At 41.5% G+C, this 25,185-nt stretch carries 30 protein-coding genes; 12 read left to right on the forward strand and 18 right to left on the reverse strand.

The window, feature by feature from the left end:
• Positions 1-14: 14 nt before the first annotated feature.
• Positions 15-446 carry a DMT family transporter gene (locus NST62_RS08155; protein ID WP_141602478.1) on the reverse strand — a complete coding sequence of 144 codons (432 nt, stop codon included), beginning with the start codon at positions 444-446 and terminating at the stop codon, positions 15-17.
• 155 nt (positions 447-601) lie between these two features.
• On the opposite strand from NST62_RS08155, the gene NST62_RS08160 reads away from it, so the two are divergent.
• A complete protein-coding gene (locus tag NST62_RS08160; RefSeq protein ID WP_141602466.1) occupies positions 602-1,057 on the forward strand; it encodes a protoporphyrinogen oxidase in 456 nt (151 codons plus the stop codon).
• A 26-nt stretch (positions 1,058-1,083) separates the two neighbouring features.
• Here the strand turns inward: NST62_RS08160 and NST62_RS08165 are convergent, their stop codons facing one another.
• Entirely contained in the window at positions 1,084-1,722 is a 639-nt protein-coding gene (locus NST62_RS08165) for an HAD hydrolase-like protein (protein ID WP_141602465.1), read from the reverse strand.
• Positions 1,723-1,857: 135 nt separating this feature from the next.
• A complete protein-coding gene (locus tag NST62_RS08170) occupies positions 1,858-2,622 on the reverse strand; it encodes an SDR family oxidoreductase (protein WP_141602464.1) in 765 nt (254 codons plus the stop codon).
• A gap of 294 nt (positions 2,623-2,916) precedes the next feature.
• Here NST62_RS08170 and NST62_RS08175 point away from each other — a divergent pair, with 294 nt between their 5' ends.
• Complete coding sequence (locus tag NST62_RS08175) at positions 2,917-3,039, forward strand: YjcZ family sporulation protein (RefSeq protein ID WP_141602463.1); 123 nt, start codon at positions 2,917-2,919, stop codon at positions 3,037-3,039.
• Between the two features lie 225 nt (positions 3,040-3,264).
• Here NST62_RS08175 and NST62_RS08180 read toward each other — a convergent pair whose 3' ends face one another.
• Complete coding sequence (locus NST62_RS08180; protein ID WP_141602462.1) at positions 3,265-3,990, reverse strand: DUF2071 domain-containing protein; 726 nt, start codon at positions 3,988-3,990, stop codon at positions 3,265-3,267.
• Positions 3,991-4,126: 136 nt separating this feature from the next.
• Between NST62_RS08180 and NST62_RS08185 the strand changes: the two genes are divergently transcribed.
• Both NST62_RS08185 and NST62_RS08190 read left to right on the forward strand, forming a co-directional pair.
• A complete protein-coding gene (locus NST62_RS08185) occupies positions 4,127-4,306 on the forward strand; it encodes a small acid-soluble spore protein H (protein WP_141602461.1) in 180 nt (59 codons plus the stop codon).
• A gap of 205 nt (positions 4,307-4,511) precedes the next feature.
• Positions 4,512-5,462 carry an RsmD family RNA methyltransferase gene (locus tag NST62_RS08190; protein WP_342462804.1) on the forward strand — a complete coding sequence of 317 codons (951 nt, stop codon included), beginning with the start codon at positions 4,512-4,514 and terminating at the stop codon, positions 5,460-5,462.
• Between the two features lie 75 nt (positions 5,463-5,537).
• Here NST62_RS08190 and NST62_RS08195 read toward each other — a convergent pair whose 3' ends face one another.
• The 4 genes from NST62_RS08195 to NST62_RS08210 form a co-directional block, all read right to left on the reverse strand.
• On the reverse strand, positions 5,538-5,744 hold the full coding sequence (locus NST62_RS08195) for a zinc ribbon domain-containing protein (protein WP_141602459.1): 207 nt from the start codon (positions 5,742-5,744) through the stop codon (positions 5,538-5,540).
• A 130-nt stretch (positions 5,745-5,874) separates the two neighbouring features.
• Complete coding sequence (locus NST62_RS08200; protein WP_141602458.1) at positions 5,875-6,708, reverse strand: MBL fold metallo-hydrolase; 834 nt, start codon at positions 6,706-6,708, stop codon at positions 5,875-5,877.
• Positions 6,709-6,748: 40 nt separating this feature from the next.
• The gene (locus NST62_RS08205) at positions 6,749-6,994 is read right to left on the reverse strand and encodes a hypothetical protein (RefSeq protein WP_141602457.1); all 246 of its coding nucleotides are present in this window, start codon (positions 6,992-6,994) and stop codon (positions 6,749-6,751) included.
• Positions 6,995-7,120: 126 nt separating this feature from the next.
• Positions 7,121-7,558, reverse strand: a complete 438-nt coding sequence (locus NST62_RS08210; protein ID WP_141602456.1) for a GNAT family N-acetyltransferase — start codon at positions 7,556-7,558, stop codon at positions 7,121-7,123.
• A gap of 338 nt (positions 7,559-7,896) precedes the next feature.
• Here NST62_RS08210 and NST62_RS08215 point away from each other — a divergent pair, with 338 nt between their 5' ends.
• From NST62_RS08215 to NST62_RS08225, 3 genes are all read left to right on the forward strand, one after another.
• On the forward strand, positions 7,897-8,697 hold the full coding sequence (locus NST62_RS08215) for an amino acid ABC transporter substrate-binding protein (RefSeq protein ID WP_141602455.1): 801 nt from the start codon (positions 7,897-7,899) through the stop codon (positions 8,695-8,697).
• Between the two features lie 81 nt (positions 8,698-8,778).
• On the forward strand, positions 8,779-9,435 hold the full coding sequence (locus NST62_RS08220) for an amino acid ABC transporter permease (RefSeq protein ID WP_141602454.1): 657 nt from the start codon (positions 8,779-8,781) through the stop codon (positions 9,433-9,435).
• An 11-nt stretch (positions 9,436-9,446) separates the two neighbouring features.
• The gene (locus NST62_RS08225) at positions 9,447-10,193 is read left to right on the forward strand and encodes an amino acid ABC transporter ATP-binding protein (RefSeq protein ID WP_141602453.1); all 747 of its coding nucleotides are present in this window, start codon (positions 9,447-9,449) and stop codon (positions 10,191-10,193) included.
• Positions 10,194-10,224: 31 nt separating this feature from the next.
• Here the strand turns inward: NST62_RS08225 and NST62_RS08230 are convergent, their stop codons facing one another.
• The 8 genes from NST62_RS08230 to NST62_RS08265 all read right to left on the reverse strand — a co-directional run bounded on the left by NST62_RS08230 (position 10,225) and on the right by NST62_RS08265 (position 18,331).
• On the reverse strand, positions 10,225-10,677 hold the full coding sequence (locus tag NST62_RS08230; protein ID WP_342462805.1) for a hypothetical protein: 453 nt from the start codon (positions 10,675-10,677) through the stop codon (positions 10,225-10,227).
• A 141-nt stretch (positions 10,678-10,818) separates the two neighbouring features.
• On the reverse strand, positions 10,819-11,322 hold the full coding sequence (locus NST62_RS08235; RefSeq protein ID WP_342462806.1) for a hypothetical protein: 504 nt from the start codon (positions 11,320-11,322) through the stop codon (positions 10,819-10,821).
• Between the two features lie 809 nt (positions 11,323-12,131).
• Positions 12,132-13,241 carry a KamA family radical SAM protein gene (locus tag NST62_RS08240; RefSeq protein ID WP_141602450.1) on the reverse strand — a complete coding sequence of 370 codons (1,110 nt, stop codon included), beginning with the start codon at positions 13,239-13,241 and terminating at the stop codon, positions 12,132-12,134.
• 394 nt (positions 13,242-13,635) lie between these two features.
• Positions 13,636-13,776: a hypothetical protein gene (locus tag NST62_RS08245; RefSeq protein WP_328219960.1), complete on the reverse strand. Its 141-nt coding sequence runs from the start codon at positions 13,774-13,776 to the stop codon at positions 13,636-13,638.
• Between the two features lie 125 nt (positions 13,777-13,901).
• Positions 13,902-15,362 (reverse strand): MFS transporter, encoded by a 1,461-nt coding sequence (locus tag NST62_RS08250; RefSeq protein ID WP_141602449.1) that lies wholly within the window; start codon positions 15,360-15,362, stop codon positions 13,902-13,904.
• 59 nt (positions 15,363-15,421) lie between these two features.
• Complete coding sequence (locus tag NST62_RS08255; protein WP_141602448.1) at positions 15,422-16,636, reverse strand: FAD-dependent monooxygenase; 1,215 nt, start codon at positions 16,634-16,636, stop codon at positions 15,422-15,424.
• A 4-nt stretch (positions 16,637-16,640) separates the two neighbouring features.
• Positions 16,641-17,048, reverse strand: coding sequence for a thioesterase family protein (locus tag NST62_RS08260; protein WP_141602447.1), 408 nt, complete (start codon positions 17,046-17,048; stop codon positions 16,641-16,643).
• Between the two features lie 2 nt (positions 17,049-17,050).
• A complete protein-coding gene (locus tag NST62_RS08265) occupies positions 17,051-18,331 on the reverse strand; it encodes an AMP-binding protein (protein WP_328219958.1) in 1,281 nt (426 codons plus the stop codon).
• 183 nt (positions 18,332-18,514) lie between these two features.
• On the opposite strand from NST62_RS08265, the gene NST62_RS08270 reads away from it, so the two are divergent.
• Both NST62_RS08270 and NST62_RS08275 read left to right on the forward strand, forming a co-directional pair.
• Positions 18,515-19,303 carry an IclR family transcriptional regulator gene (locus NST62_RS08270; RefSeq protein WP_141602445.1) on the forward strand — a complete coding sequence of 263 codons (789 nt, stop codon included), beginning with the start codon at positions 18,515-18,517 and terminating at the stop codon, positions 19,301-19,303.
• Positions 19,284-20,060 (forward strand): IclR family transcriptional regulator, encoded by a 777-nt coding sequence (locus tag NST62_RS08275; RefSeq protein WP_141602444.1) that lies wholly within the window; start codon positions 19,284-19,286, stop codon positions 20,058-20,060. Before NST62_RS08270 ends, NST62_RS08275 begins: the two co-directional genes overlap by 20 nt.
• Before the next feature lie 45 nt (positions 20,061-20,105).
• On the opposite strand, the gene NST62_RS08280 is transcribed toward NST62_RS08275, so the two are convergent.
• Complete coding sequence (locus NST62_RS08280) at positions 20,106-21,035, reverse strand: sensor domain-containing diguanylate cyclase (RefSeq protein WP_328219957.1); 930 nt, start codon at positions 21,033-21,035, stop codon at positions 20,106-20,108.
• Positions 21,036-21,321: 286 nt separating this feature from the next.
• Complete coding sequence (locus NST62_RS08285; RefSeq protein ID WP_141602442.1) at positions 21,322-21,900, reverse strand: PepSY domain-containing protein; 579 nt, start codon at positions 21,898-21,900, stop codon at positions 21,322-21,324.
• 284 nt (positions 21,901-22,184) lie between these two features.
• Here NST62_RS08285 and NST62_RS08290 point away from each other — a divergent pair, with 284 nt between their 5' ends.
• The 3 genes from NST62_RS08290 to NST62_RS08300 all read left to right on the forward strand — a co-directional run bounded on the left by NST62_RS08290 (position 22,185) and on the right by NST62_RS08300 (position 25,181).
• Positions 22,185-22,736 carry a DJ-1/PfpI family protein gene (locus NST62_RS08290; protein ID WP_141602441.1) on the forward strand — a complete coding sequence of 184 codons (552 nt, stop codon included), beginning with the start codon at positions 22,185-22,187 and terminating at the stop codon, positions 22,734-22,736.
• A 378-nt stretch (positions 22,737-23,114) separates the two neighbouring features.
• The gene (locus tag NST62_RS08295) at positions 23,115-24,386 is read left to right on the forward strand and encodes an S-adenosylmethionine decarboxylase related protein (protein ID WP_141602440.1); all 1,272 of its coding nucleotides are present in this window, start codon (positions 23,115-23,117) and stop codon (positions 24,384-24,386) included.
• Between the two features lie 231 nt (positions 24,387-24,617).
• Positions 24,618-25,181 carry a biotin transporter BioY gene (locus tag NST62_RS08300; protein WP_141602439.1) on the forward strand — a complete coding sequence of 188 codons (564 nt, stop codon included), beginning with the start codon at positions 24,618-24,620 and terminating at the stop codon, positions 25,179-25,181.
• Positions 25,182-25,185 lie beyond the last annotated feature (4 nt).

Here is a 25,185-nt window from a genome sequence, read left to right on the forward strand (position 1 = left end):
AAGAGATTGCATTGTCATCGATGAAACAAATATAGCGAAAATATTAACAGCAAAATTGCCGCCGTTTTTTTCATGGTAATCGGATAATCTCCTCCTCCGAACAACCCGAAATGATCTATGACGGCTCCAAGGAGCACTTGTCCCAGCACAACCGCCATCAGGGTGGAAGCGACCCCGATTTGATTGACGGAAAAAATGGTGATGAACACATAAAGGGCCCCCAAAATTCCTCCGATCAATTGCCATTTGGGCACTTCTGTCATCGCAAAAATATTCCCTTTTCCAAAAAAAATCATAAGGAAAAATAAAACAAGCGTCCCAATCAGGAAAGAAATAAAGGAACCTTCAATCAGGCCCACTTTCTTTCCCAATCCCCCATTGACTTTGCTTTGCACGGCCACCGCCGCTCCTGCAAATGCCGCAAGCATTAATACCGCAAATTTCATCATAAGTTCCTGCTCCTTTTCGATAATCTGCTAGTCTATATTTATGAAAAAAATAGATATTTATCATATTTTTCTCTCACTTTTTCAAAATGATTGAAGTAAATTTCCTTTCCGTTAGGTTATACTATATGGGAGAATTAAAGGAGGAATATTGAATGGCATTGGAAAAAATCTATATGGAGCGATGCGATAAAGAAACAGAGGAAACGATCCAAACAGAATCTCCTACTTTTTTGAATACCCCGATTTCCTACTTTCAAAAGCATATCAATGAATTTCTTTATATAGAGTGCCCTGCTTTTGAAAAAATCAAAGTCGATGCCCTTTGCATCGAAATGGATGATGTTTTCCGCACGTATATGGCCCTGTTCGGATTAAAAGTCAAAAAGAAATACGGAGAAGAAATTAAAAAATATTTGGAAGAACATTTACATACAGATTCCGTCAAAAACTACAGCGCCCTTTTTTCGGACATGGAAGGTTTGTGGGAAATCAACTTGCCCCTTGATTATTTGGAGGGTTTTCACGAAGAAATGTCCATTGAACAGGCAATCGTTTTATTCTGCGGGTTTATCCAAAATTTAATCGGCCATCTCCAAGAAAAAAATTAAGCCTCCCGTTTCAGGGAGACTTTTCTTTATTCACCAATGGCTTTACGGCTCAGCTGTTCGACAATCTCTTTAGGCGAATTTGCCACATACGCAGGCTTTTCTCTTTCGATTAACTTCAATCCGTCCAGTCCCCAGGTGACAAACATAAACGATACCCCGACTCTATTGCATGCCACGATATCGCGCAATTCATCCCCGACATATAGAAGATCTTGAGCCGTCAATTGATGGCGCTTCATAAATCGGCGAATGGCGGCATCCTTGCCGAACAGTTTGCGGGCAGAGATCACTTCATCCACGGAATGGATGTTTTCCCGTTCCAAAATCCCCCGGATATTCTCTTTTTTGTTCGATGAAATAATAGCGATTTTATAGCCGGAAGAAGAAAGGGATTCCAGCATTTCTTTTATTCCTTCAAACAATTTTACTTCATGGATGTGTTCTTTGAAATATTGTTGGATCTTTGGCAATATAATGGACAGCTTATGCATCGGAAAATGATATTTTTTGGCTTTCCCGTAATAATCAAGATCCCGGATCTCCCGCAGTTCTTCAAATTTGATCGGCCGATAGCCATACTTTTCCGCATAGGCATTCCATGCATCTATATAAATTTGCGCTGAATTGGCAAGGGTGCCGTCAAAATCGAAGACGATGTATCTCAAAGCAGTATTCCCCTTTTTTATTTTCTCCTCCCATTTATTTTAGTTTTTCACCGGGGTGAATTCAAATGCATCCGTCAATAACCGCACTTCCGGCAAAATGGCCAGCCTCCTTTTGGAAAAGGAGGTTGGCCATTTTCAGAATGCCGCAGTCCATCCGGCATCAGCGACAATGACAGTGCCATTGATAAAGCTTGACTCATCGGAGGCGAGGAAGAGGGCAACTTGGGCGATTTCTTCCGGTTTTCCGGAACGCGGCGATAATTTATGGGTTAATCCTGCCCGCTCCATACCCAATTGGCTGACATCCGTAATCGTTGCACCTATGTTTGTTTCAACGGCGCCGGGAGCGATGCCATTTACACGGATGCCCTTCTGTGCGTACATAAAACCGGTGTTCTTCGTCAAACCGACAAGGGCGTGTTTGGATGCGACATAGGCCACGCCGGCATGGGCACCGTTTAATCCGCCCGTTGAAATCGTATTGATGATGATTCCCTGCTTATTGTTTTCCAGCCAGTAATTAACCGCTTTCCGCATGGCCCGCATGACGCCTTTCAAATTGACATCAAAAATGCGGTCCCATTTTTCATCAGTGATTTCCCCGACCGGTTCGAATCCGTCCATGATGCCCGCGTTATTTACAAGTATATCGAGGGTCCCAAATTCATCAACGGCTGTTTGGATCATGTTTTCCACATCTTCCAATTTCGATACGTCCGCTTTTACAGCAATGCTTGTCCCGCCGTTTTTCACAATTCCTTCTGAAACCGCTTTCGCGCCTTCCAAATTGTAATCGGCCAAAACGACTTTCGCGCCTTCCTTCGCATACAATTCAGCAATCGCTTTTCCCATTCCGGATGCGGCACCTGTTACAATCGCTACTTTTTCTTGTAATTTCATTACAATCCCTCCAGTTCTTTTTGCCTATGCGATTATTTTATTTTTACAAAAAAAGTAATTCAACGAACTTTATTAGAAAAATTAGTAAAGGTTTTATGAATTATTACTTTGCGATTTTTTCCAAACAAACAATTACAAACAATCTGAACATCCATCATTTTTATCGGATACCGGGCGGCCAAAACTATGAAAAATATATAAATTTTTTTATTAAAATCTCGGATTATCTCCACATATGTACTTACCCATTTTTAAGGCTATTCATACATTAAAAGTGAAAAGGAGGTGAAAGTAATGGGCCAAAATTACTACGGAGGCTACTATGGTGGCTTCGGCAACAACTTCGCGTTGATTGTGGTGCTGTTCATTTTGTTGATCATCGTTGGAACTAGCTTCGGTTCAAAAGGATACTATTAATCTTTGAACCGGGCATTCTTGATGCCGCCTTCTGCCACCACCGCTTTACTCCCTTTCGACACTAAGATGCACGATTTAAAGGCTGTCTGAAAGGTTTTCAGACAGCCTTTTTCCTATTGACGAAAATGCATGTCACCGAAATCGTTGGTGGAAATGCAGCCTGAAAATCGGCGATGATGGGCTGCCAATATTGAAGCGGACATGACAGTTTTTTAAAGCTATCCGCTATTTGACGGAAACCGGCGGCCATAAATGCACATGCAATTGTCTGGAATAATGCAGGATGGGGAGGGAAGATTCCGGTTTGATATTGAAAGTCCGTAAAATATGATTTTCCAGCCCGATGATTTCTGCATCCTGAAGCAACCATGGATCGTGAAAAATATCACAGCGCAATAGCTTCCCTTTCGGGTTTGCCGTATAAAAACAATACCGCTCCAACAACCATTCCCCTAAACTGCCCTTCTCCATCACAAAAGAAGAAGTCTGAACCCGAATTTGACAAGATAATGAGAACGGAAATTTCCGGCTTTCGACTTCAATCATCTTTCCTTTTTTTGAAAAAGACAGATCCGCTGAAAAATACGGAAGGTGAAACAGCTCTTTGGCCAACTTCGCCGCAAATCGTTGATGGATTCCCAAATTCAAAAAATAAATCCCCGGTTTTTCGCCGGCTTTGACATAAGTCCGCACATTGATTCCCGGCATTCCCTTTCCCATCGGTATGGAAGGGAGCCCACGAATCCCTGCGGATTTCATCAAATACGGGACAATGGTCATCCACCCCGTTCCTTGAAAAGTATCAAGCGAAAGATTCGGCGGAAGGTAGATTTCCAACCTTTCTTTTTTTACAGGATAATGAAGCAATAAAATATCGTTCCATGTTTGTTTCATTACCCACGGCACTTTCCTTGGCAACGCATATTTGTTTGATGTATAAATTCGCCCCATTTTTCCCACAACCTATTCATTGTTTTTCCTTCACTATTTCCAAATTGTCATTAAATTATGATTCTCTTCAAAAAGTATGAAAAATTGCAATTAGGCCATACTGTTAATGACTTCATTGATATTGGAGGACTGATCCATGAATCTGCAACGGGCCAAAGAAATTGCGGAATCAGGGGAACTGGCCAATATTTTATTTAACGGCCGGCGCATTTACATTCAACATGTCGACGAAGCCAAAGGAACAGCCCGAATCTATCCGTTGGATGATCCCGAAAACGAGCAGGAAGTGCCGGTTGAACAGTTGTCGGAAAATTAACTTCTCATTTCAAAAGTGCGCAAAAAGCGCACTTTTATTCATTTCAAGTTGGAAAACTCCCATTGGGACTGTCCGCCACTTGAAATGCAATTCCTTGACTTTTTTATTTTTTCCGATAATGTGATATATTTAGAGGAATGTTTTCAAAGACGGTCAAAACGACTGTCTCTTTTTATGCCCGCAAATATTATTTGAATGAAGGAAGATGAGCTTGATTAAACAACCGAAATATATATACACCTATATCCAACATCCCGATGAATTTGAACTCTCCCGGATGGAAATGAGGTCTTTCTTTGGATTCGATACAAAGGAGAACTACATTATCAGCGACCGACGTGTCGATCCGAGCCGCAGCCCTTTTATGGAGGATCGCTTGGAAGTATATTTTGAGGCGGATAGTCTGGAAGACCTTGAACAATCGCTCAAAACATGGCAATTGAATGATGCCACGTTTAAGGTCGTTTGCCTCAACAAAATGGATATCGGAAATACAAAAAAAATCCATCACCCGGAACGCAGAAAAATTGAAAAACAAATTGGACTGTCCATCAATGGTGAACCGGATTTGAACAATCCCGATATCCTTTTAGGATTGCTTTGCATCAACGATCGATGGTATTTGGGAAAAACGGTAAAAGCGGAATCGATTTGGCGCAAGCATCTTCAAAAGCCAAACAACTTTTCAACAGCCCTCAGCACCCGCGTTGCGCGGGCCATTGTCAATATCGCCATTCCGGAACCTGAAGGCGTTCGCGCCATTGATCCATGCTGCGGAATCGGCACAGTATTGATTGAAGCTCTGTCGATGAATGTCAATATTGTTGGAAGGGATATCAGTCCCCTTGTTTGCGTCGCCGCAAGGGAAAATATCGCTCATTTCGGCTATGAGACCACTGTGACGAAGGGCTCCATTGCAGATGTGACGGAGCATTTCGATGTGGCCATCGTGGATTTGCCATACAACATTTGCACACATGTTTCACTGGAAGAAGAATTCGAAATCATCCGTCACGCACGTCGGATAGCGGACCGGGTTTTATTCGTGTCCGTCAAGCCGATCGAGGATCTGATCCACAAGGCAGGATTCGTTATGAAAGACCGCTCTGTTGCAAAAAAAGCAAATTTTGTCCGCCTTATTTTATTGTGTGAATAATTTGCTTCTGTCAAAAAATAAAAAATCATCCGTTTGGCAACGGATGATTTTTTATTTGTGAAGAAAACCCAATTTTTATCCTCCAAAAAATAGATCAAGTATATTGGAGGCCATGGAAGATTCCTTGTGATAAAACTCTGAATAGCCGCAATCCTTGCAGTAAACGACCACAAATTGATGATGTTGGATATCAAACAACTTCGACAAACCGGTGCCCGTCATGGCCACTTCCTTCGTCGCCGCATTTCTGCTTCCGCATTTTAAGCATCCGCTTTCTTTCATATGCTTCCCCGCTTTCCATATCTTTTCCCATATTTACGAAAATGCCCCTTTTTTTGTTTCAAATTATTTCAGAAAGGTTCTAAAATAAGAAAAAGCCACCACTGCCGGTGACCGTCATCATTAAAAACTTTCATTGTTTTGCACTGGAATTTACTAAATGGCTGCCGGACAAAATAGAGGTAATAATATGTTTCGAATCCCATTCCCCTCTGGATACAACGGATATTTGATATTTCCGGGGGAACAATTGCCTTTGAATTTCCTCGATGGAGCAGCCTTCCCGGGCCAAACTCCGCACTTTATCCGTCAATTCATATAGATAGTCCAGTTTGTTTCGTAACGCCTGCTTCCCGTCTTTGATATATCCCGCATGGCTGCAAAACATTTCGCCGAAGTCGAGCCGCAATAGTTTCTCGATGGATTGGATGATTTGAGGGATGTTCTCGGTGCGCATAATCAATTTCGTGCGCGGCGTCACAAATAAGTCGCCGGAAAATAGTTGTCCCGTCGATTCATTTAAAAACGCTACGTGATCCACCGCATGACCCGGTGTTTCAATTATGCGCCATCTATACTTGCGGGATTGAAAAGTTTCTTCGTGGGGAATGGCATGATACGGAGGCCGGATGCCCCAGAAAAATTTGCGATACAGCAAATAATCAGCCCTTTTTCTGCTTTTTTCGATCGACATCGGATGCAAATAAACCGGAATGCCCCGCTCGCTTAAATATTTGGCGCAACCATCGTGATCCTCATGTGCATGGGTGATGACGACCCGATCGATGGATAGGCGGTCAAAAAAATTTATGAACGCTTTTTTCATGGAGTGGGCGCCGCAATCTATGAGAATTCCGTCCTGATAAAAGGAATAAACATTTAGCTTGACTTGGGAAAATACATTTTTCCCTTCAAACAATTTTACATCCCCATGTTCACTTTCAAAAAAACTCTGTTGAAGAAACATCCATACACCCCCGATTTCCTTTTTCATTTTTCCCCCGGCATCATATTTCCCGGATGAATCGTACCTCATCATAGCTGCACTCACGGCAGACCATCAAATGAGGGCAGATTTGATCTTTTGCAGTATTCGGATATCCATCGCCCATTTTCACCGTTTCTTCATCATTGTAGTGACCGTATGGATCTAAATAATCCGAAACCTTCCCGGAATCCTCCAATTTATTCTTGCAATTTGGACAATAAACCTCAATCTCATATAAAGAGTTGCATAGCGGACATTGTGCCATAACATCATTCACCTCAAGTGACATTATTCTCCAAAATAATGAAAAGCATTCCTCCAAATCAAGGCACAATGCCATCGTGAATTACGCTCATCAGCCAATTCCCGCACCCGGTCAAGGAATCATCCTTCAATCCAACGTTTTCACCATCAAATTGTGGGGAATCCCTTCTTCAAAAAAGACCTCCGAATTTATTTGATAACCCAATTTCTCATAAAAGGGATTGGCATGGGTCTGGGAATGCAATTTTACCTTTGAGCATCCCTCTTCCTTCGCAATCTTTTCCAATTCCTGCACAATCACCTTGCCGATTCCCATTTGGCGGTAAGGTTTTAACACAGCAATTCTCTCCAACTTGCCTGCCCCTTCAACAAATCGGATTCTGCCGGTACCGACCGCTTTTTCATCGGCAAGGATCAAAACATGCCTGCATGGAGCGCCAATCCGGTCATATTCATCCATTTCGCGATCCTCCGGCACCCCCTGTTCCTGAACAAAGACTTCCTTGCGAATGGCTAAAGCTTTTTCCAATTGGTCTTCAGTTTCCACACGAACGGCTTCAATCATTTCTTCATCCCTTTCTTAAATCTCCTGAATATAATCATTGTACTTTTTCCGGTAAGTTTTTGGAATCACTTTTGGAACATGCCTAATGCAGAAAATTGAATCATATTTGAAAATTTTTAATTGTATTTTAATAGTTTGTAAAATTTTTTAACTAGACATACGCCTATCATGACGGTTACTATATAATTCGAAGGTATTAGAAAACTAAAGGTTTGTATTAGTATTTCATCATGTATGTACACGAAATCTGTCAGGAACATATTTCGTGTTGCATTTTTTTGCTAATGCGCTTTAGTTTGCTAAAGAATTAGATTATTGATAAGAGGAGCGTTTATCACATGAAGCGTAATTTTATATTGTTTTTTGTGCTGGCCTTGGCCATGATGATGCTTGCCGCTTGCGGTTCGTCCTCTAAAGAAGATGCGGACGGTTCAAAAGATGAAGCAAACGAAAAAGAAAAATTGATCATCGGGATTGACGATAAATTTGCACCAATGGGATTCCGCGATGAAAATAACGAAATCGTAGGATTTGATATTGACATGGCCCGTGCCGCAGCTGAAAAAATGGGCGTCGAAGTGGAATTCCAGCCGATTGATTGGACGACGAAAGAAAGCGAACTGTCAAGCGGACGCATCGACTTGATTTGGAACGGTTACACAATTACAGATGAACGCAAGAAAAAAGTTTTATTTACAAAACCTTACTTGGAAAACGCACAAGTTGTTGTAACATTGGCTGATTCACCGATTGCAAAACTCGATGAACTTGCAGGCAAACAAGTGGGCGTTCAGTCGTTATCTTCCGCTTTGGATGCGTTAAATGAACATCCTATCAGCAAAAAGGTGAAGCTGAACGAGTACAAAGACAATGTGCTTGCTCTGCAAGATTTAAAAAATGGCCGTGTTGATGCGGTCGTCATTGACAAAGTGGTCATTGAATATTACATGACGCAGGAACCGGATACATTTAAAATTTTGGATGAAGAACTTGCCCCTGAATTATATGGGGTCGGCGTGAAAAAAGGGAACGAGGAATTGCTGGAAAAATTGCAGGCTGCTTTGGATGAGATGAATGAAGACGGTACTGCGGCTGAAATTTCTAAAAAATGGTTCGGTGAAGACCGGGTATTAAAATAATTTTGTGATTGTATATAATTCCATCATTTTGATAAGAGTTCCTAATTAAGATGGAACTCTTATTTTTTGGGAGGAAACATCATGGTTGATTATTGGAATCGGATTATTTGGCCGATGATAGAAGGGGCGCAGATGACTGTATTGCTCTTCTTCATCGTCATACTTCTGTCCATACCATTGGGATTTTTGTTGACGCTAGCGGTAAAAAGCCGTTTTAAACCTCTATCATGGCTTGCGCAACTTTATATAACGGTCATGCGCGGCACCCCTTTGCTCCTGCAATTGTTGTTGATCTGTTTCGGACTGCCGATGATTCCGGTGGTAGGGGAATATTTGGTGTTTGACCGGTTCGTTGCCGCATGCATCGGGTTTGTGTTAAACTATGCCGCCTATTTCGCAGAAATTTTTCGCGGAGGACTCCTTTCCATCGATAAGGGGCAATATGAAGCGGCAAAAGTGCTCGGCCTGACAAAATGGCAAACGACGACACGCGTCATCCTGCCCCAAATGTTCCGGGTGGCTTTGCCTGCCGTGGCCAATGAATCCATTACCCTTGTGAAGGATACTGCATTGCTCTATGCAGTGGCAGTCCCTGAATTGCTGCATTTCGCCCAAACTGCGGTAAACAGGGAATTTACTATTGTTCCTTATTTCATTGCAGGTGTTATTTATCTTGCCATGACGCTTATCCTGACCGTCTTTTTCAAGTGGCTGGAACGTCGGTATAAATACGAATAGAGGTGAAAATGATGGCACTCATTGAAGTTTCAAACTTAAAAAAATCCTTTGGAAATCAGGAAGTGTTAAAATCCATTACCTTTTCCGTCGATCGAAAAGAAGTGATCGCCATTATCGGACCTTCAGGTTCAGGAAAAAGTACGCTGCTTCGGAGTTTAATTCATTTGGAAGAAATTGATGATGGCAGTATTTGTATCGACGGTGAATATCTGGTTAAAGACGGTCAATATGCTAAACAAACGGAGATTCGTAAAATCACCGGAAAAATGGGAATGGTATTCCAGCAATTCAACTTATTCCCCCATTTGACAGTGAAGGAAAATCTTATGCTGGCTCCCAAACTTAGAAAAACGGAATCATTGGGAGAGATTGAAAAACGCTGTTATGATTTGCTTCGTAAAGTCGGATTATCCGATAAAGCGGACGCTTATCCGAACAATCTTTCAGGCGGACAAAAACAGAGGGTGGCCATTGCGCGTGCCCTGATGCTAAATCCGGAAATATTGCTTTTCGATGAACCCACTTCAGCTCTTGATCCGGAATTGACCGGGGAAGTGTTGAAGGTCATGAAGGATTTGGCCGAGGAACATATGACGATGATCGTCGTCACTCACGAAATGGGCTTTGCAAGAGAAGTGGCAAATCGCGTCATTTTTATGGACGGAGGAGAAATTATCGAAGAAAACGAACCGGAACAATTCTTCCTACATCCGCAGCATGAACGGACAAAAGCATTTTTACATAAAAACTGGAAATAACAAGGTCGTCTAATATAGACGACCTTGATTTTTAATCCAATATGATTGTATCGTTAAACAAAATGCCAAAATAGCGGTATTTGATATGCACATTATGAATTGGTTCCTGATGGTTTACAGTGAGCCCATAAACCTTTTCCTGCCGTTCTTCTGGATTTGTCCCTTTAGGGATGGATACGTCCTCAACATTTTTAAATTCGATGCTTTTCCCGTCTCCCGGATCCTCTTCAATCGTTGCCATCAAATCTTCCGAAGATTGGCCGACCTGCATTTTCAAATCAGCGGGATCCGCATAATTATTGACTTTAACACCCGTCACTTTCAAATCCCTAAAACCTTTGTTTCCTAAAGCGATCGCTACCGTTTGGCCATCTTCGCTCTTAACGATTGTTCCCGTAAGCAGTGGCGGTACCGCTTTCAAATAGATAAAAAATCCGCCGAACAATAAAACGAATATAAGTGCAGCAAGTAGTAACTTTTTCAACGCCATCATCCTTTAAACAATAATTTTCAATATCAATGAATACCTCTTTTAGTTTATACTACCCCATTGCAAAATTGTAGAACGGAAAAGTTAAAACTCTGTGAAAACTGATTATTACCTTTCTATTGGATTTCCTACATTTTATTGGATAAATAAGACCGTTTCACCAAGATTGAATTCTTTCCTTTTTTCTTTGCCATCTTCCATCCAAGCCACAATAAAAACGCCGTCGTCCAATAATTTAACGAGATCTTCTTCAGAAACTTCCCCCATATAAAGAACGATGTCTTCCTGCACAATAAACTTATTGCGTTTCTCATCGTCAAATGCAAAACTTTCCCCGGTCCAATAAACATCATAGGTCAATAAGTTTTTCAATGGTTCGCTCATTTCCGCTTTAATGTCTTTCATCTTGTCCGAATATTTAAATGTAAAAGTGAAGGTCAATTTCCGGAAATTTTTTTGTTCGGGATGCTCCGCATATTCCACGCTTTCAAGGGATTGGTATGTTTCCTCATCAATAGGCGTGATGACCGTACGAATTTCCATCCCTGGAGCAAATAAATGATACAAATAACCTGACACGAAAAAAAGGAGAAAGAGAATCAAGGTAACCATTAGCCAAATCGTTTTTCTTATCACCATGCAACATCCTTTTCCAAAGGTTTACAAGTTTATGCTGTTTGGGAAATGTTTTCTTTTGATTTCCTTTTATGAATTAGTATTGCAAATCCGCTTTTCTTTACACTTAAGAATGATTGAACTTGAAGCAAATTTCTGATTTGCCCAATTTCAGGACGAATTTCTCTTAATGGAGGAATCAGAAAGGAGAAAGGTATTGTAGAAAAATCGGGATCAAAGGCTTTCTATTAAAGCCGGATGATTTTGTTTTAGACATCGGAAGTAAAAGAGGAACCGATTTAGGAAGAAGGACATTTATATCATTCCATGAAAAATTAAGGGCATCCAGAAAGTTTTCGGCTTTCCGGACACCCTCCATTTTATTCTTGGATGAAATCAGATTTCATGTTTCTCGGCATAAAAATAGGTAAAGAATACTTCTTTCAGCAAACGTGGTTTGGATTCGATATATGCAAGGACGACGAGGGACAAACAATGATTTGTCCCTCAATGAAGATTGAATCGAATTTGGCGAATACGAATTAGTTTGAAATGGAAAACATTGTCACATAATAGGCATTAATGACTATATAAGTCACGAATTTTGTTTGCTGAAATCATATTCTTTACACTACTAGTTATAATTATCTATTAATTTTGCAATAAAAGAAAGACTGTAAACAAAATTGATGATTTTTTAGTCATAAACTTTCAGACTTCCGACTTAATTAGAAAATTTTGCATTCTTCCAATAACATTCCACGGAAGAAAATTTCATTTCATTATTTTGATGCCCATTATTCATTGCCTGTCCTGAAGCATAAAGTTTTTGATTAAACTTCAACCGTTTCTTTCACATACTCCTCATATCCGATCAAGTCATCAAACCAAGCTGCATCATCCGGGCAATCTAGCACCATAAATTCGCCATAGTTTCCGTATTTCGCCTGGTGATATTTCAAATATGCTTTTCCATCTTTGATTGCCAAAATTTCAATTTTTCCTGTTTTGTGGCTCATCGCAAGCCGTACACGTTTTCCTAAACCTGAAGTTTTTGCTTTGGCAGCCTCCACAATTTCATATACATCTTTTAAAGGCAGAACGAAATCATAGTTGCCTGCCACAGGGCGGTTAATAAAGAAGTAGTAAGGATGCACCCCTGCCCAGGACAGTTTATCCAATAATTCCGCCAGAACATCCGGGTCATCATTGATTCCTTTTAAAATCGGCGTTTGGTTCATGACAATGACTCCTGCATTATGCAAAGCTTCAAAAGCTTTTCTGGCCTCTTCTGTAATTTCTCTAGGGTGGTTGACGTGAGCCATCAAATAAATGCGTTTTTCCGGTGTTGAATATTTTTTGAACATTTCCAGAAGTTTTTCATCTTCGTAAATGCGCATTGGATTAAAAACAGGAAGTTTTGAACCGAGACGGATGATTTTTACATGATCGATTTCACGGAGTTGACTGATGATATTTTCAAGCCGTTTCGTCGACAGCATCAATGAGTCGCCGCCTGTCAACAATACGTTGTTGATTTCCGGATGTTCGCGGATATAATCAATGCCCGGTTGCGGATTGATTTGAACTTCTTCCACATCATTATTGAATAATCTTTTCCGGAAACAGAAGCGGCAGTATGCACCGCATACTTCGGAAACGACAAGCAATGCAGTAGTAGTATACTTATGCTGACAGCCAGGGACTACATAGTTTTTCGCTTCATCACTTGCATCCCAATCACCATATTCGTTTAATTCATTTATATTCGGTATAATGATTTTGCGGATCGGATCATTCGGATCTTCCCAATCTATCAAATTGAGATAGTAATCATTCGCGCGGAATACATATTTGTCCGTAATCGGCTGCAATGTTTCCTTTGTTTCTTGTGAAAGCTGCTCCACTTGATTGAGATTAGTGTAGAATTTCACTTTTTTCATACGAACATCACCCTTCTCATCTTTTTTTGTCAACATCACCTTCAGAAAAACCAAGAAACTAATAGAAAAAAATCGAGATTTGCAGAAGATAAACACATTTTACGTATAGCATAACAAAATTCAACATAGTTTTGCAATTTTACGCACATAAAAATGCTTTATGAAAATATCTTCCTGCTGTTCACAATCATCATCCATTAACTATGTCCTCATAAAAATACCGTCAACAAAATTGTCGATTTATGTTTGAATATTTTGCAAAATTTAACGCAAACTCGAAACTGCTCAATCTTTCACTATTCAAATGATAACCAGACAAAAAACCCAATCAGTGCAAGGGCCCAGCCTCCCCGCCTGATTGGGATCAATGAAATTTCCTGAAATTCAGGTTGCTCTAGGATTTATCGTTCGTCTTGCGGTTTCTGATATTGGCTACATGGTGGTCGAATTCCCGGGCAATTTCTTCCGCCCTTTTCCTTCTGTTATATTTCCCGCCGCCTGTATTGAAGTTCATTTTATGTTTCCTTTTCATCATTTTCACCTCCGTTGTCTTATTTTGTGCAACTTCGGCGAAAATGCTTATGCCACTATTTAGGAATGCGATTATGAAAAAACAAAAATGACAGGAAATTAATTTCCAAATTTTTAAAGAAGGCAATTTTATGAGGTCATGCCGATTTCTTCTGTTGCCTGTTCATCAATGTTTTCCTGATTCTGCACTGTTTTCCCGATCAAAATGATGCAAACACAGCTTGCCGCAACCAATAATCCGTCCAACAACAACGGAGCGCTCCAGCTGTTTGTTGTATCACGCAACACGCCCGATACAACCGGAGAGAGCAAAGCGCCAAATTCCGCGATTAAATTCCACAACCCAAATGCGGAGCCCCGATGTTCGGCCGGCGCCAAATCCGAAACAAAAGCATGTTGAATCGATTGTACGGCGAAAAACAAAATGCCTGAAAAAAATAAGATGATGGACATGGCGATTAAATTCGAAGCGCCGCTCATTAAATAGAATGCGAATAGAAAAACGGATAATGCAAAAAATACTGTTAAAATAAACAGAATATTGCGCCGGCCATTTTCCCGGTGAGAAACTTTATCAGAAATCAAACCGCCCAACGGAAAACCGATCAGTCCGGCAATCGCGTTGAATGAAGCCACCAAAGCGGCGGCCAAAAGCGTTCCGCCTCCAAATTCCTGCACGATGGAGATGGACCAAAAACTGTAGAACCACAAATGCCACATGATTGGAATGGCTGAAAGATAAAGCAGGAACAAATTGCGATTTTTTAATACGGGGCGCACTTCCTTTTTGGAACGGTAAATATAGAAAACAAACAAAACGGAAAAAAACGTAAAAATAGCTGCCATAATCCCTTCGGATAAACCAAGAAAATCTGTTATGATGTAGACGATCATAATGATAACCAAAAAAATCGAAGAATAGCTTCCCAAGCCTTTGACCGATTGAATAAATCCGCCCGGCTTAGATTTGGCATCACTGTTTTTTGGGATTGCTTTAAACATGCCTAAACCAAACAGGATGGTAAGCGCCCCCAAAATAATGAACGGGGACTTCCATGCATTATTCCCCATGTACGGTACTGCCCATTCGATCAAATAAACCGTTCCTGCCAAACCAAGTGTCAATCCGACCGAAAGTCCGCCCATCACAATCCCCATACCGAGGCCAATCTTTTTCGGGGGTGTCACCTGGGCAATCAATGAACGGTCATTCGAATAGAATGCCCCTTCCCCTAATCCGGTTAATACCCTCAACGCGACAAATACCAACAATCCTTCAAAAAGGCCTGTAAGGAGAGTCGTAATCCCTGCCCATAATATACTTAAAATCACCATATTCCGATGGCCGTATCGGTCGCCGAAATAGCCGCCCGGAAACTGCGTCAGCATATAGCCCGCAAAAAATAAGCTGCCAAGCAATCCACCAAGCGCATACGGGTTGGATGATTCCGCCAAAAAGGCAACATCATTGGCGATCATCCAAGATACGACCGGTCCGGTAATGGTGCGGTCAAAATAAGCAAACACCCACCCCAAAAACAACATTCCCCAAACACGTTTATAAGGCAATTCGTAATCCTTTGTGAACATTCAAATCCCCCCTGCAAAGAAATTGGAAGGAAGGGTTTTCTCCCTTCCCTCCTAAAAAATCAATATTTCGTTGTTAATTCCGGATGGCCGGTGCGCGGCCCGAACGGACCTTCATCGAGCCATCTTCCAAGACTTGGAATATGAGGAGCCAAAAATGCCGCAATTTCTCTTCTTAACTTAATTTCCTCATTTGTTCCCTGAATGTGCTCCAGCGCGCGGTTGGAACATTCGCGGTTCCAAAGCCCGGCTTTATGGCGCTCTTCCGCCGCCTGCCGGATGTATTTTCTTCGTTCTTCTTCATTCGCCTCCACTTCCAGCGCCTTTTTGATCCCTTCAGCGGCAACGATGGCATCCGGAACTCCCGAATTCAAACCGCGCGCTCCGAATGGGGCGAAGAGATGGGCCGCTTCTCCCGCCAAAATTACCCGATGATGGTCATCCGTATACTTTTCGGCCACCACCTGGTAGAACGTATAAGTTGAAATCCATGTAATGCGGTCCGCATATTTTGGATCCATCACTTTTGGAAGCCATTCCCGCACCCCTTCTTCCGAACCGTAATAATCCCGGTCATCTTCTTCGAATAATTGGAGATCGATCCGCCAGCCGCCTGCAAAAGGAACATACAACACATTGCGGCCGCCCACATTTGGATGCTGATAATGGAAGACTCTTTCAATCGGCAAAGGATTTTCTTCATCTTCCGCCACATCTACCACGACAAAGGCGTCCGATTTTCGTGGGCCCTGGAATTTGATTCCGACTGAATTTCTGACAACCGAACGGGCACCGTCGCATGCAATAACATATTTTGTTTGCCACTCTCCATTTTCCGTTTCCACCGTTACCCCCTCTTCGGAAGTTTTCACATTTGTCACCTTTTCTTCCCAAACAAACTCTACGCCCGCTTTATTGCAAGCATCATACATCGCTTTTTCGATTTCATGCTGATGCAGGCTCGTAAAAGCCGGAAGCGTATTTGGTTTTGGCGGCTCATAGATCCTCTTATACACTTCTTCTCCCTTATAAAAAGTCCGTTTTACCTGCCAAACGATTCCGATATCCGCAAGCTTTTTTCCCAATCCCGGAGAAATTTGTTCAAGAAATTCCAAGGTCGCCTTATGAATGTAAATTGCTCGGCTTCCCGGACGCACCCTTCCTTCCTTTTCCGCTTCCAAAATCGTCGCATTCAAGCCTTTGCTGCGCAGTGCAAGAGCAGCCGTCATGCCGACAGGACCTGCACCAATAACCAATACATCTCTTTCCTTTACCATCATTTCAACCCCCTGTTTGATATCGTTGTAATTTATGTTTAAGCTCTTCCGGTATAGGCTGAGCTTTCGGCTTTCCTCCATCAAGGGAAACCCAGGCGCGCACCTCATAACCTTCCGCTATGACGGTGTCTTGATCTTTAAATTGATGAATTAACTTAAATACTTTATCCCGTATTTCTCCCACGCTTGTCTTCACCGTAATGATCCGATGGAAACGCCCTGGTGCAAAAAAGTTGCAATGGGCTTCCAACAATGGGATTGCTTGCTTTTTCTCCAACATTTCTTCCGTCGGATATCCGATTTTTTCAAAAAATTCATGGGTGGCATTATCCATATAACGATAATAGTTCGGATAATATACAATTCCTGCAGCATCTGTGTCGCCAAAAGGTATTTTAAATTGGTATTCCATTCTTACGTCACCTTGCTTTTGTTTTTTCGTTTGTCAATGATTCGTCTTGCCTTCATTTCAAATCTTGTCAAGCTGCCGTCCTCCACCCTCTCCACTTCAATGCGGAGCCCGAGCCGGACTCGAAGCAGTCTTGCGAGAGATTCAACCACATTCTCCGGTCCTTCTATCTGGACTTTCATTTGATCCATTTCATGTTCTGTATAATATATAATCCGGAATTCTTTGATTTCAGGAAATTCCCTGATAATTGCCTCGATGGACGTCGGATAAATGTTTACTCCCCGGATCACCACCATGTCATCGGCTCTTCCGACCAACCCGCCGGGCAAAAACTGATAGGGATTTCCGCATGGACACGGATTTTCTTGATAAATCACAATATCCCCCGTACGGTATCTGATCATCGGGTAACCGTACCTGCCCAAATTTGTCAGGACAAGCTCACCCTTCTCTCCGGGTTTGACATGCTCCAATGTTTCGGGATCAATGATTTCGACGATAAATTCCTTTTCATTGACATGGAGGCCATTTTGTTCACGGCAGGAATAACCATATGCCCCCATTTCCGTCATCCCGACATGATCATAAAGTTTTGCACCAAACAAATTCTCAATCTGTTTTCTGACCGATGGGATGGATCCCCCCGGCTCTCCGGCTGTAATAATTTTTTGGATGCTGGAATTTTGTATGTCAACTCCCATTTTCTCCGCCACTTCCGCAAGATGCAATGCATAACTTGGTGTACATAACAAAACCGTTGCGCTATTTTGAATCATGCTATTCAGTCTTTCCTCGGAAGACATTGATCCCCCCGGGATTGCAAGGGCCCCTAATCTTTGGATGCCTTCATAGGCTGCCCAAAATCCGATGAACGGTCCAAATGAAAATGCCAAATAGCACCTGTCCGCCCGGGTCACCCCTGCGCTCTTCAGCACTTCAACCCAACATTGAATCCACCAATCCCAACTTTTGCGCGTGTCCAAAACCTTTAATGGCCTGCCGGTTGTTCCGGATGTCTGATGATATCGGATGTAATTTTCAACCGGGTAAGTGTGGTTGCGGCCAAAAGGAGGAAAATCCATTTGATCTTTTGCAAGTTCTTTTTTCGTCGTAAAAGGCAATCGTTTTAAATCTTGGAAATCTTTGATCGGCAATGGAATTCCATCCAGTTTTTCTTTATAAAATTTATTGAACCGGCTTGCAAACAGCAATAATTCATTGAGTCTCTGAAATTGAAAATCTCTTAAACCTACACTTGTTTCATGAACCTGATGCAGTCCCATCTCCCATCCCCCTTACCAAAAAAACACTGTTGTAATAGTGATAATAGTCTGGAAAAATAGAAATGGAAAGGCTTACATTCTGCTATATGGAACAACCTTGAAATAAACTGAATTTTCTTAATGTTGATTCCGTCACTCATGATTTCTTGCTTCTTTATATATCTTTCATAAAGGGGGAAAAGTATGGCCAGGACTGAAAATAGTTCATTGACCAATGCACTGAAGGTTTTAAAAACTTTTTCCGTCGAACAAACGGAACTTTCCCTTGATGAGATTGCGGCCGAAAACAACATTTCAAAAAGCACCGCCTGCCGTCTGCTTCAAACGCTGGAAAGCGAAGGGTTCATTGTCCAAAACACCCGCTCCAACACCTATCATTTGGGGCTTTCGGTCTTATATCTTGCCAATGCCATGCTCGACCGTTTTTCCTCATTGAAAGAAATGACGAAATATTTAAAAAAATGTACGGAGGAAACCGGTGAATCTTCCCATATCGCGGTATTGCAGGGAAAGGAAGTTTTATATCTAAAGAAGGAAGACAATCAATACCGGGTCCATTTGCGCTCCCATATCGGCAAACGGAATCCGGCCCATTGCACCGCATCGGGACTTGCTCTGCTTGCTTACGTCGATGAACATAAAATCCGGGAATGGTATGCGGACGGATTTGAACGGCCAACCAAATATTCCATTTCTTCCATCGAACAATTGCTGGAACGTTTGGAGGAAGGCAGAAGGAAAGGATATTTTCTCAGCGATCGGGAAATGGTGGAGAATGTTCTTTCTGTGGGAGCTCCCATTTTTAATCGCGGGGGTGAAGTGATGGCATCCATCAGCATTGCCGGTTTGTATAACCGCATGAAACCTCAGCTTTCCAAAATCATCAGGCTTGTCACAGAAACAAGCAAGGAAATCTCTTGCATGATTCAACACACGGAGGAGATTTTTATTCATGAAACACGCTTTGGATGAAAAATACTTTGTACAATCGGTAAAGAACGCCATGCGGATATTGAAATTATTCAATAAAAGAAGACAGGAACTGTCCGTGACGGAAATTTCCCAATTCATCGGCCTGCCCAAATCAACCGTCCATCGGCTATTAAAAGAACTGGTCAGGGAAGGCTTCCTGCTTCAAAATCCAGGAAATGCAAAATATCAATTAGGCTACTCCATTTTGGGGCTTGGCGGCATCGTCAAATTTCACATTGAAGAATTCGGTGATGCAAGGCCCCTGTTGAGACAATTTGTGAAGGAATTTAATCTGCCCGTCCACATTTGCGTGTTGGAGCAGCATAAAGTGACTTATTTGATGAGAGAAACGGGAACAGATTCCATGAATCTTATCACAAAAACCGGAAGACAAAACGATATTCACTGCACGGCGGAAGGCCTCGTCATCCTTGCTTATAAAAACCAGCAAATTATTGATTATGTACTTTCCAAACCGCTAAAACCATATACGCCTTATACGATAACGGATGCGGAGACATTGCGGAAAGAACTGCTAAAAATCCGATCCCGGGGCTTTGCGATCTTGAAAGACGCATATGCAGAAGGTTATTCCAGCTATGCTGCCCCAATCCGGGATTATACCGGCGAAATATTTGCCTCCCTTGCGGTGATTTCAAAAAATGATCGTATTCCTTCCCTTATGGAAGAAAATTTGATAACGGCGGTTCAGAAAACGGCAAAACAGATTTCGGAAATCTTTGGATACTATGATTAAAGGGGTCCGTTCAATTATGGACGCACATTTAACCAGTAACCTCGACTATTGGGGCTGCTGGTTTTTTTGCTCGGCCAATCCATCATGAAACATGGAATTTCTCTTTTTATTGAACTTTTCGTTATACATCATTTGATCTGCCGCTTTGAACGTTTCTTTCATGACGCCGATTGAAGTTGGGGAAAATGACCAGCCCATGGACAATTCAATGGGCAAATGCGGGTAATGTTTATTGTAATTTTCGATTTCCTTCCGGATCTGATGATAGATAGCTTTTACATCATTTTCTTTTGTATTTTTTATTAATATAACAAATTCATCTCCCCCATAACGTACAATCGTTTCGCCGCCTAGCAGGTTTTTCAATAAATTCCCCAATACGATCAAAAGTTGGTCGCCGCAAGTATGCCCCAAAGAATCATTGACGATTTTTAAATTATCCAAATCGCAGACAATGATTCCAATCGGACGGTCTTCGGCAGTATTTAATTTTTCCTCGATTTTTTCATAATAATTCCTGTTGAAAAGTTTAGTGAGACTGTCATAATAACTTAATTCTTCGAGTTTTTTCTCCAAAGCCTTGACTTCTGTAATATCCCTGCTGAAACCTTCAATTTTTTCCAATTCACCGTTTTCGTCATAAAAAGGAATCACCCGGTCTTCACACCAAATGTAATAGCCATTTTTATGAACAAATCTCGCCTGAAAAGGTTTATTGTAACCGGAAGTTCCTGTAATTTTGCGAATTTGCACTTGAAAATCATCCGGATGGACGATTTTAAACGGCAGCTGCGGATCTTTATAAAACTCTTCCCGCGCATAACCAATTTCCCTTTCAATCGCACTGTTGATATATAAATATTTTCGTTCCGGCTTCAGTTGGTACATATAGACAACATCATTTGAATTTTCGAGGATTGTCCGGAATTTTCTTATAGAAGTTTGACTAATAGTGTTTAAATCTTGCAAACCCATTTTTCGTTATAATGAATGTAAGGAGGGCATTCATTATGGATTGGCAAAACAGTATATGGTTCGTCGCGCTATTCTATTTTGTACTTGGATTCGCATTGTTGCTCTTCTTCGCGACTCCGAGACCTATCACATTCATATATCTAGTGTTCATTGGAATCCTCACGTTTCTTGTCCACAAAAAATATCTTGACGCGAAAAAAGGGGGCAAATAAAAAACAATCTGCGCCGTATCTGGTGGCAGATTGTTTTTTATTTTCACTGATGACGCACAGGCCTGTACCAACAACTAGTCGTCCATATCCGCTTCCAAAATTTCGCCCGTTGTCGCATCCACTTTAATTTCGAGTTCTTTCAATCCCTTTTTATATTCAATTGTATAAACCGGTTTTCCTAATTCCGCTTCAAGGGTCCATCCTTTTGGAGAAAAGCCTTTTGCTTCATTTTGGGCAGAAGCTTTTTCAATTGCTTCTTTCGGTTCAATCACACTTGATAAGTCCAACGCTTCTTCCCGATCCCGATTTGCTTCGACTTCCTTCACATTCAACACTTTTGTCGTCGCATCGATTTCCACTTCATAATCTTTCGCTGAATCAAACGCCTCAATTTCATAACGCAATCGTCCAAAATCGGCGTCCAAATCAATGGATTCAATCTTCGCATCTGGATAAGCTTTCAAAAATGCCTCTGCTGCTTCTCTCATCGAAACGGCCGGATTCGCTACATCTCCACTTGTTCCATTGGTTGCCGGTTCATTTACCGTGTTGTCTACTGCAACAGGTTGCGTCCCTTCATTGTCCTTGATCGTGTCCGTTCCGCATGCGGCGAGCAAAAACAGGGCAAATCCCGTGATCATTATTTTTTTCATCCATCCATTCCCTCCTGAAGTGCAAGTTGTTCCATACTTCCATTATTGACTAATTTTCTTGTCCAAATACGGGTCTCTAATTCTTCGACTAACAAAACCGCAATATATTTTTTATTATAAATTTCTCCAATTAATTCCAAATTCTTTCAGGAAAATTTGGTTTACGGCTTTTTTCGATTACAAATTCATAAGAAAATCTGTAAAATTCTTATTAAAAAGCAGGAATTCCCCATCTTAATAGGGAATTTATGTATAACAAATTTTCAAATAGGAGGCGGTCATCGTTGAGCAAAAAAGTGTTGATTCTCGCTGGGGATGCAGTGGAAGCTCTTGAAATCTATTATCCTTATTACCGTTGCCTGGAAGAAGGGTATGATGTAACGATTGCAGCACCTACTGCAAAAAAATTGCAGACGGTGGTCCATGACTTTGTCGATGGCGTCGAGACGTATATTGAGCGTCCGGCATATGGAATTGAAGCCCATGAAGCCTTTGAAAACATTAAACCGGAAGAATATGATGGCCTCATCATCCCGGGTGGCCGCGCACCAGAGTACATCCGATTGAATGAACATGTTCCATCCATTGTCAAACATTTCTTTGAGGCGGGAAAACCGATAGCGGCAGTTTGCCATGCCGCCCAAATTTTCGCCACAATCCCGGAAGTGATCAAAGGACGGGAACTGACGGCCTACATCGCGTGCAAACCTGAAGTGAAAGCAGCCGGCGGCACATATGTCGATGAACACCTTCACGTGGACCAAAATCTTGTGAGCGGACATGCATGGCCTGATTTGCCCGGCTTAATGAGAGAATTTATTAAATTATTGGGATAATAAAAAAGCCCCATCCAATTTTATGAATTGGATGGGATTTCCTTTTTCTTTTCGATTCCTGCACGGTTTTCCCGCCATAGTTCCTCAAAACTTTTCCTCAACATCCTCTATGGCTTCCCCATAATTCTTCCTGATTCGAATCAAAATTCACCAATTAAGTATTTAAATAAAGTATAATAGATATTGTTGGAAACCATCTTACTATTCTATAAAAAAATACCTTTTTCAAAAAATTTTTATGATAAAAACCGGTTTTCATCTTTCTTTAATCAAATTTAATCACATTGAATCCGATTATCGGGCAAAAAAATTTCTTAATATTCTTTCAATATAGAAAATACAAGTGCCAGTTGATTACAGTAGCAAAGGGGAAATGCCATGAAACAGCAAAAACAATTTGCCATCTCGCTTCTCGGAAGCATGGGCGGAGTTGCCAAGGCCTTCTTGTCGATTCTCAACCGTTCTGCGATAGATCAGCAGGATCCGGTCCATTCCATTATAAAAAATTCAGGGCTTTATTTGATCGACATAAAACAAGGGGACTTGGATTATTATAAAGAATTTTGTCCCCATTTGGCGGACAACATGCATCTCTTGGAATTGGATCTCAACAATACAGAACAGCTGATGGAGCACTTGCGTTCAAGCAACACGCGGTTAGTGGTGGATGTGTCCTGCGCAAATACGATTGATATGCTCGCCTGCTGCAATCAGCTTGGCATCAGTTATATCAACACGGCATTGGAAAACAACGGAACATATGAGGGCAAACATTTATCATTAACAGAACAATATTATCAATTCAAAAATATAAGGGATACCTTCAACCATTCGAAGGCGATCCTCTTTTCCGGAATGAACCCCGGAATCGTGCAATGGATGGCGGTAAAGTTAATGCAAAAGCATTCCGGACATCAACCTTTGGCATGCTACATTGTCGAACATGACACTTCCTTTTATAAAGATAAAAATCTAATACAGCCAAAAACCATTTATACCACTTGGTCCGTGAAAAGTTTCCTTGAAGAGGCCGTTTTAAACCGGCCGATGTTCGTCCGGAACCACCTTCCCCATTCCATTCACGATGAAGTATATGCCGCAGAATATAAGATTACCCTTGGGGATAAGGAATTTTATGGGTGTCTTGTGCCCCATGAAGAAGTATTGACATTAGGGGAAATGTTCGATTTTGAAATCGGGTTTATTTATCGGATCAATGAATATACAACGGAATTAATCCAACAATATTTGGAGCATGCAGATGAACTTTTGCAGTTTAATAAGAAAATCATTGATCCCGCAGATGGCGAAGTGGAGGGGGAAGATTTAATAGGCGTCCTTATGGTCTATGAAGATCGGGAAATTTACATGTATAATTCGATGAAAAACACCGATGTCTTTAAGGAATATAAAACAAACGCCACTTACTTCCAAGTCGCTTGCGGGGTGTATGCCGGCATGGCCAGCCTGCTGCTTGACGATCTCCCTTCGGGTGCATTTTACGTCGAGGAATTGGCAACCGGTTCAAAAAGCAACTATGGAAAGTATTTGACTTACTATATGAACGAATTTGTCTATGGGGAAAATAATCATTCAGACGGTTTATTGCATGAGAGAATGCGAAAAGTCGCAAAGTTGATAGAAAAATAATTTGTTTGATCATATTTCCTCTTCCAAATTATTTCTCGGGAAATACCATTATTAGTAAATAATATAAACCTTACATCCTTTTCGGTTGTAAGGTTTATTTTTTTGCTTGTCCAAATTTAATGGAAAATATAAGTAAACCTATTAAATGAATAGGTTGACATATATAGGGTTGTTGCGATAAATTTATGTCAACCTTATCAATATTATAGTTAACTATTAGGAGGATTGAAGATGAAAATCAGGGAGATTACATATGTGGCCTTATTTGCGGCTTTTATGGGAATTTTGGGACTCATACCGCCAATAACTCTATCATTTACTCCTGTACCGATCACTCTTCAAACATTGGGTGTCCTCTTGGCCGGCGGCATTCTTGGTCCGCGGCTCGGTTCTTTAAGCATTGTCGTCTTTTTATTGGTCGTCGCCGCGGGAATGCCGCTGTTGCCGGGCGGACGAGGAGGAATCGGAGTCTTTTTTGGGCCGAGCGGAGGCTATTTGATCGGCTATGTGATTGCGGCATTTTTCATCGGCCTGATTTTCTCGAAATTGCATATGTTGAAGTTCCGGCACATCCTTGCCGCCAATTTGACGGCCGGCGTCTTTTCCGTCTATTTAACAGGTGTTCCGGTGCAGGCATTTGTGATGGATTTGCCTCTGCTCGATGCAATCAAATTGAGCCTTGTTTATGTTCCCGGCGATCTCGCGAAAGCCGCCATCGCGTCCATACTTGTTTACAGATTGCAGAAATATCCGATCTTTTCTCATTCTGCTCCGGCACAATTAAAGGAGGGATAAGGTG

The organism is Ureibacillus sp. FSL K6-8385 (genome assembly GCF_038593155.1).
Classification (GTDB): Bacteria; Bacillota; Bacilli; order Bacillales_A; family Planococcaceae; genus Ureibacillus; species Ureibacillus terrenus.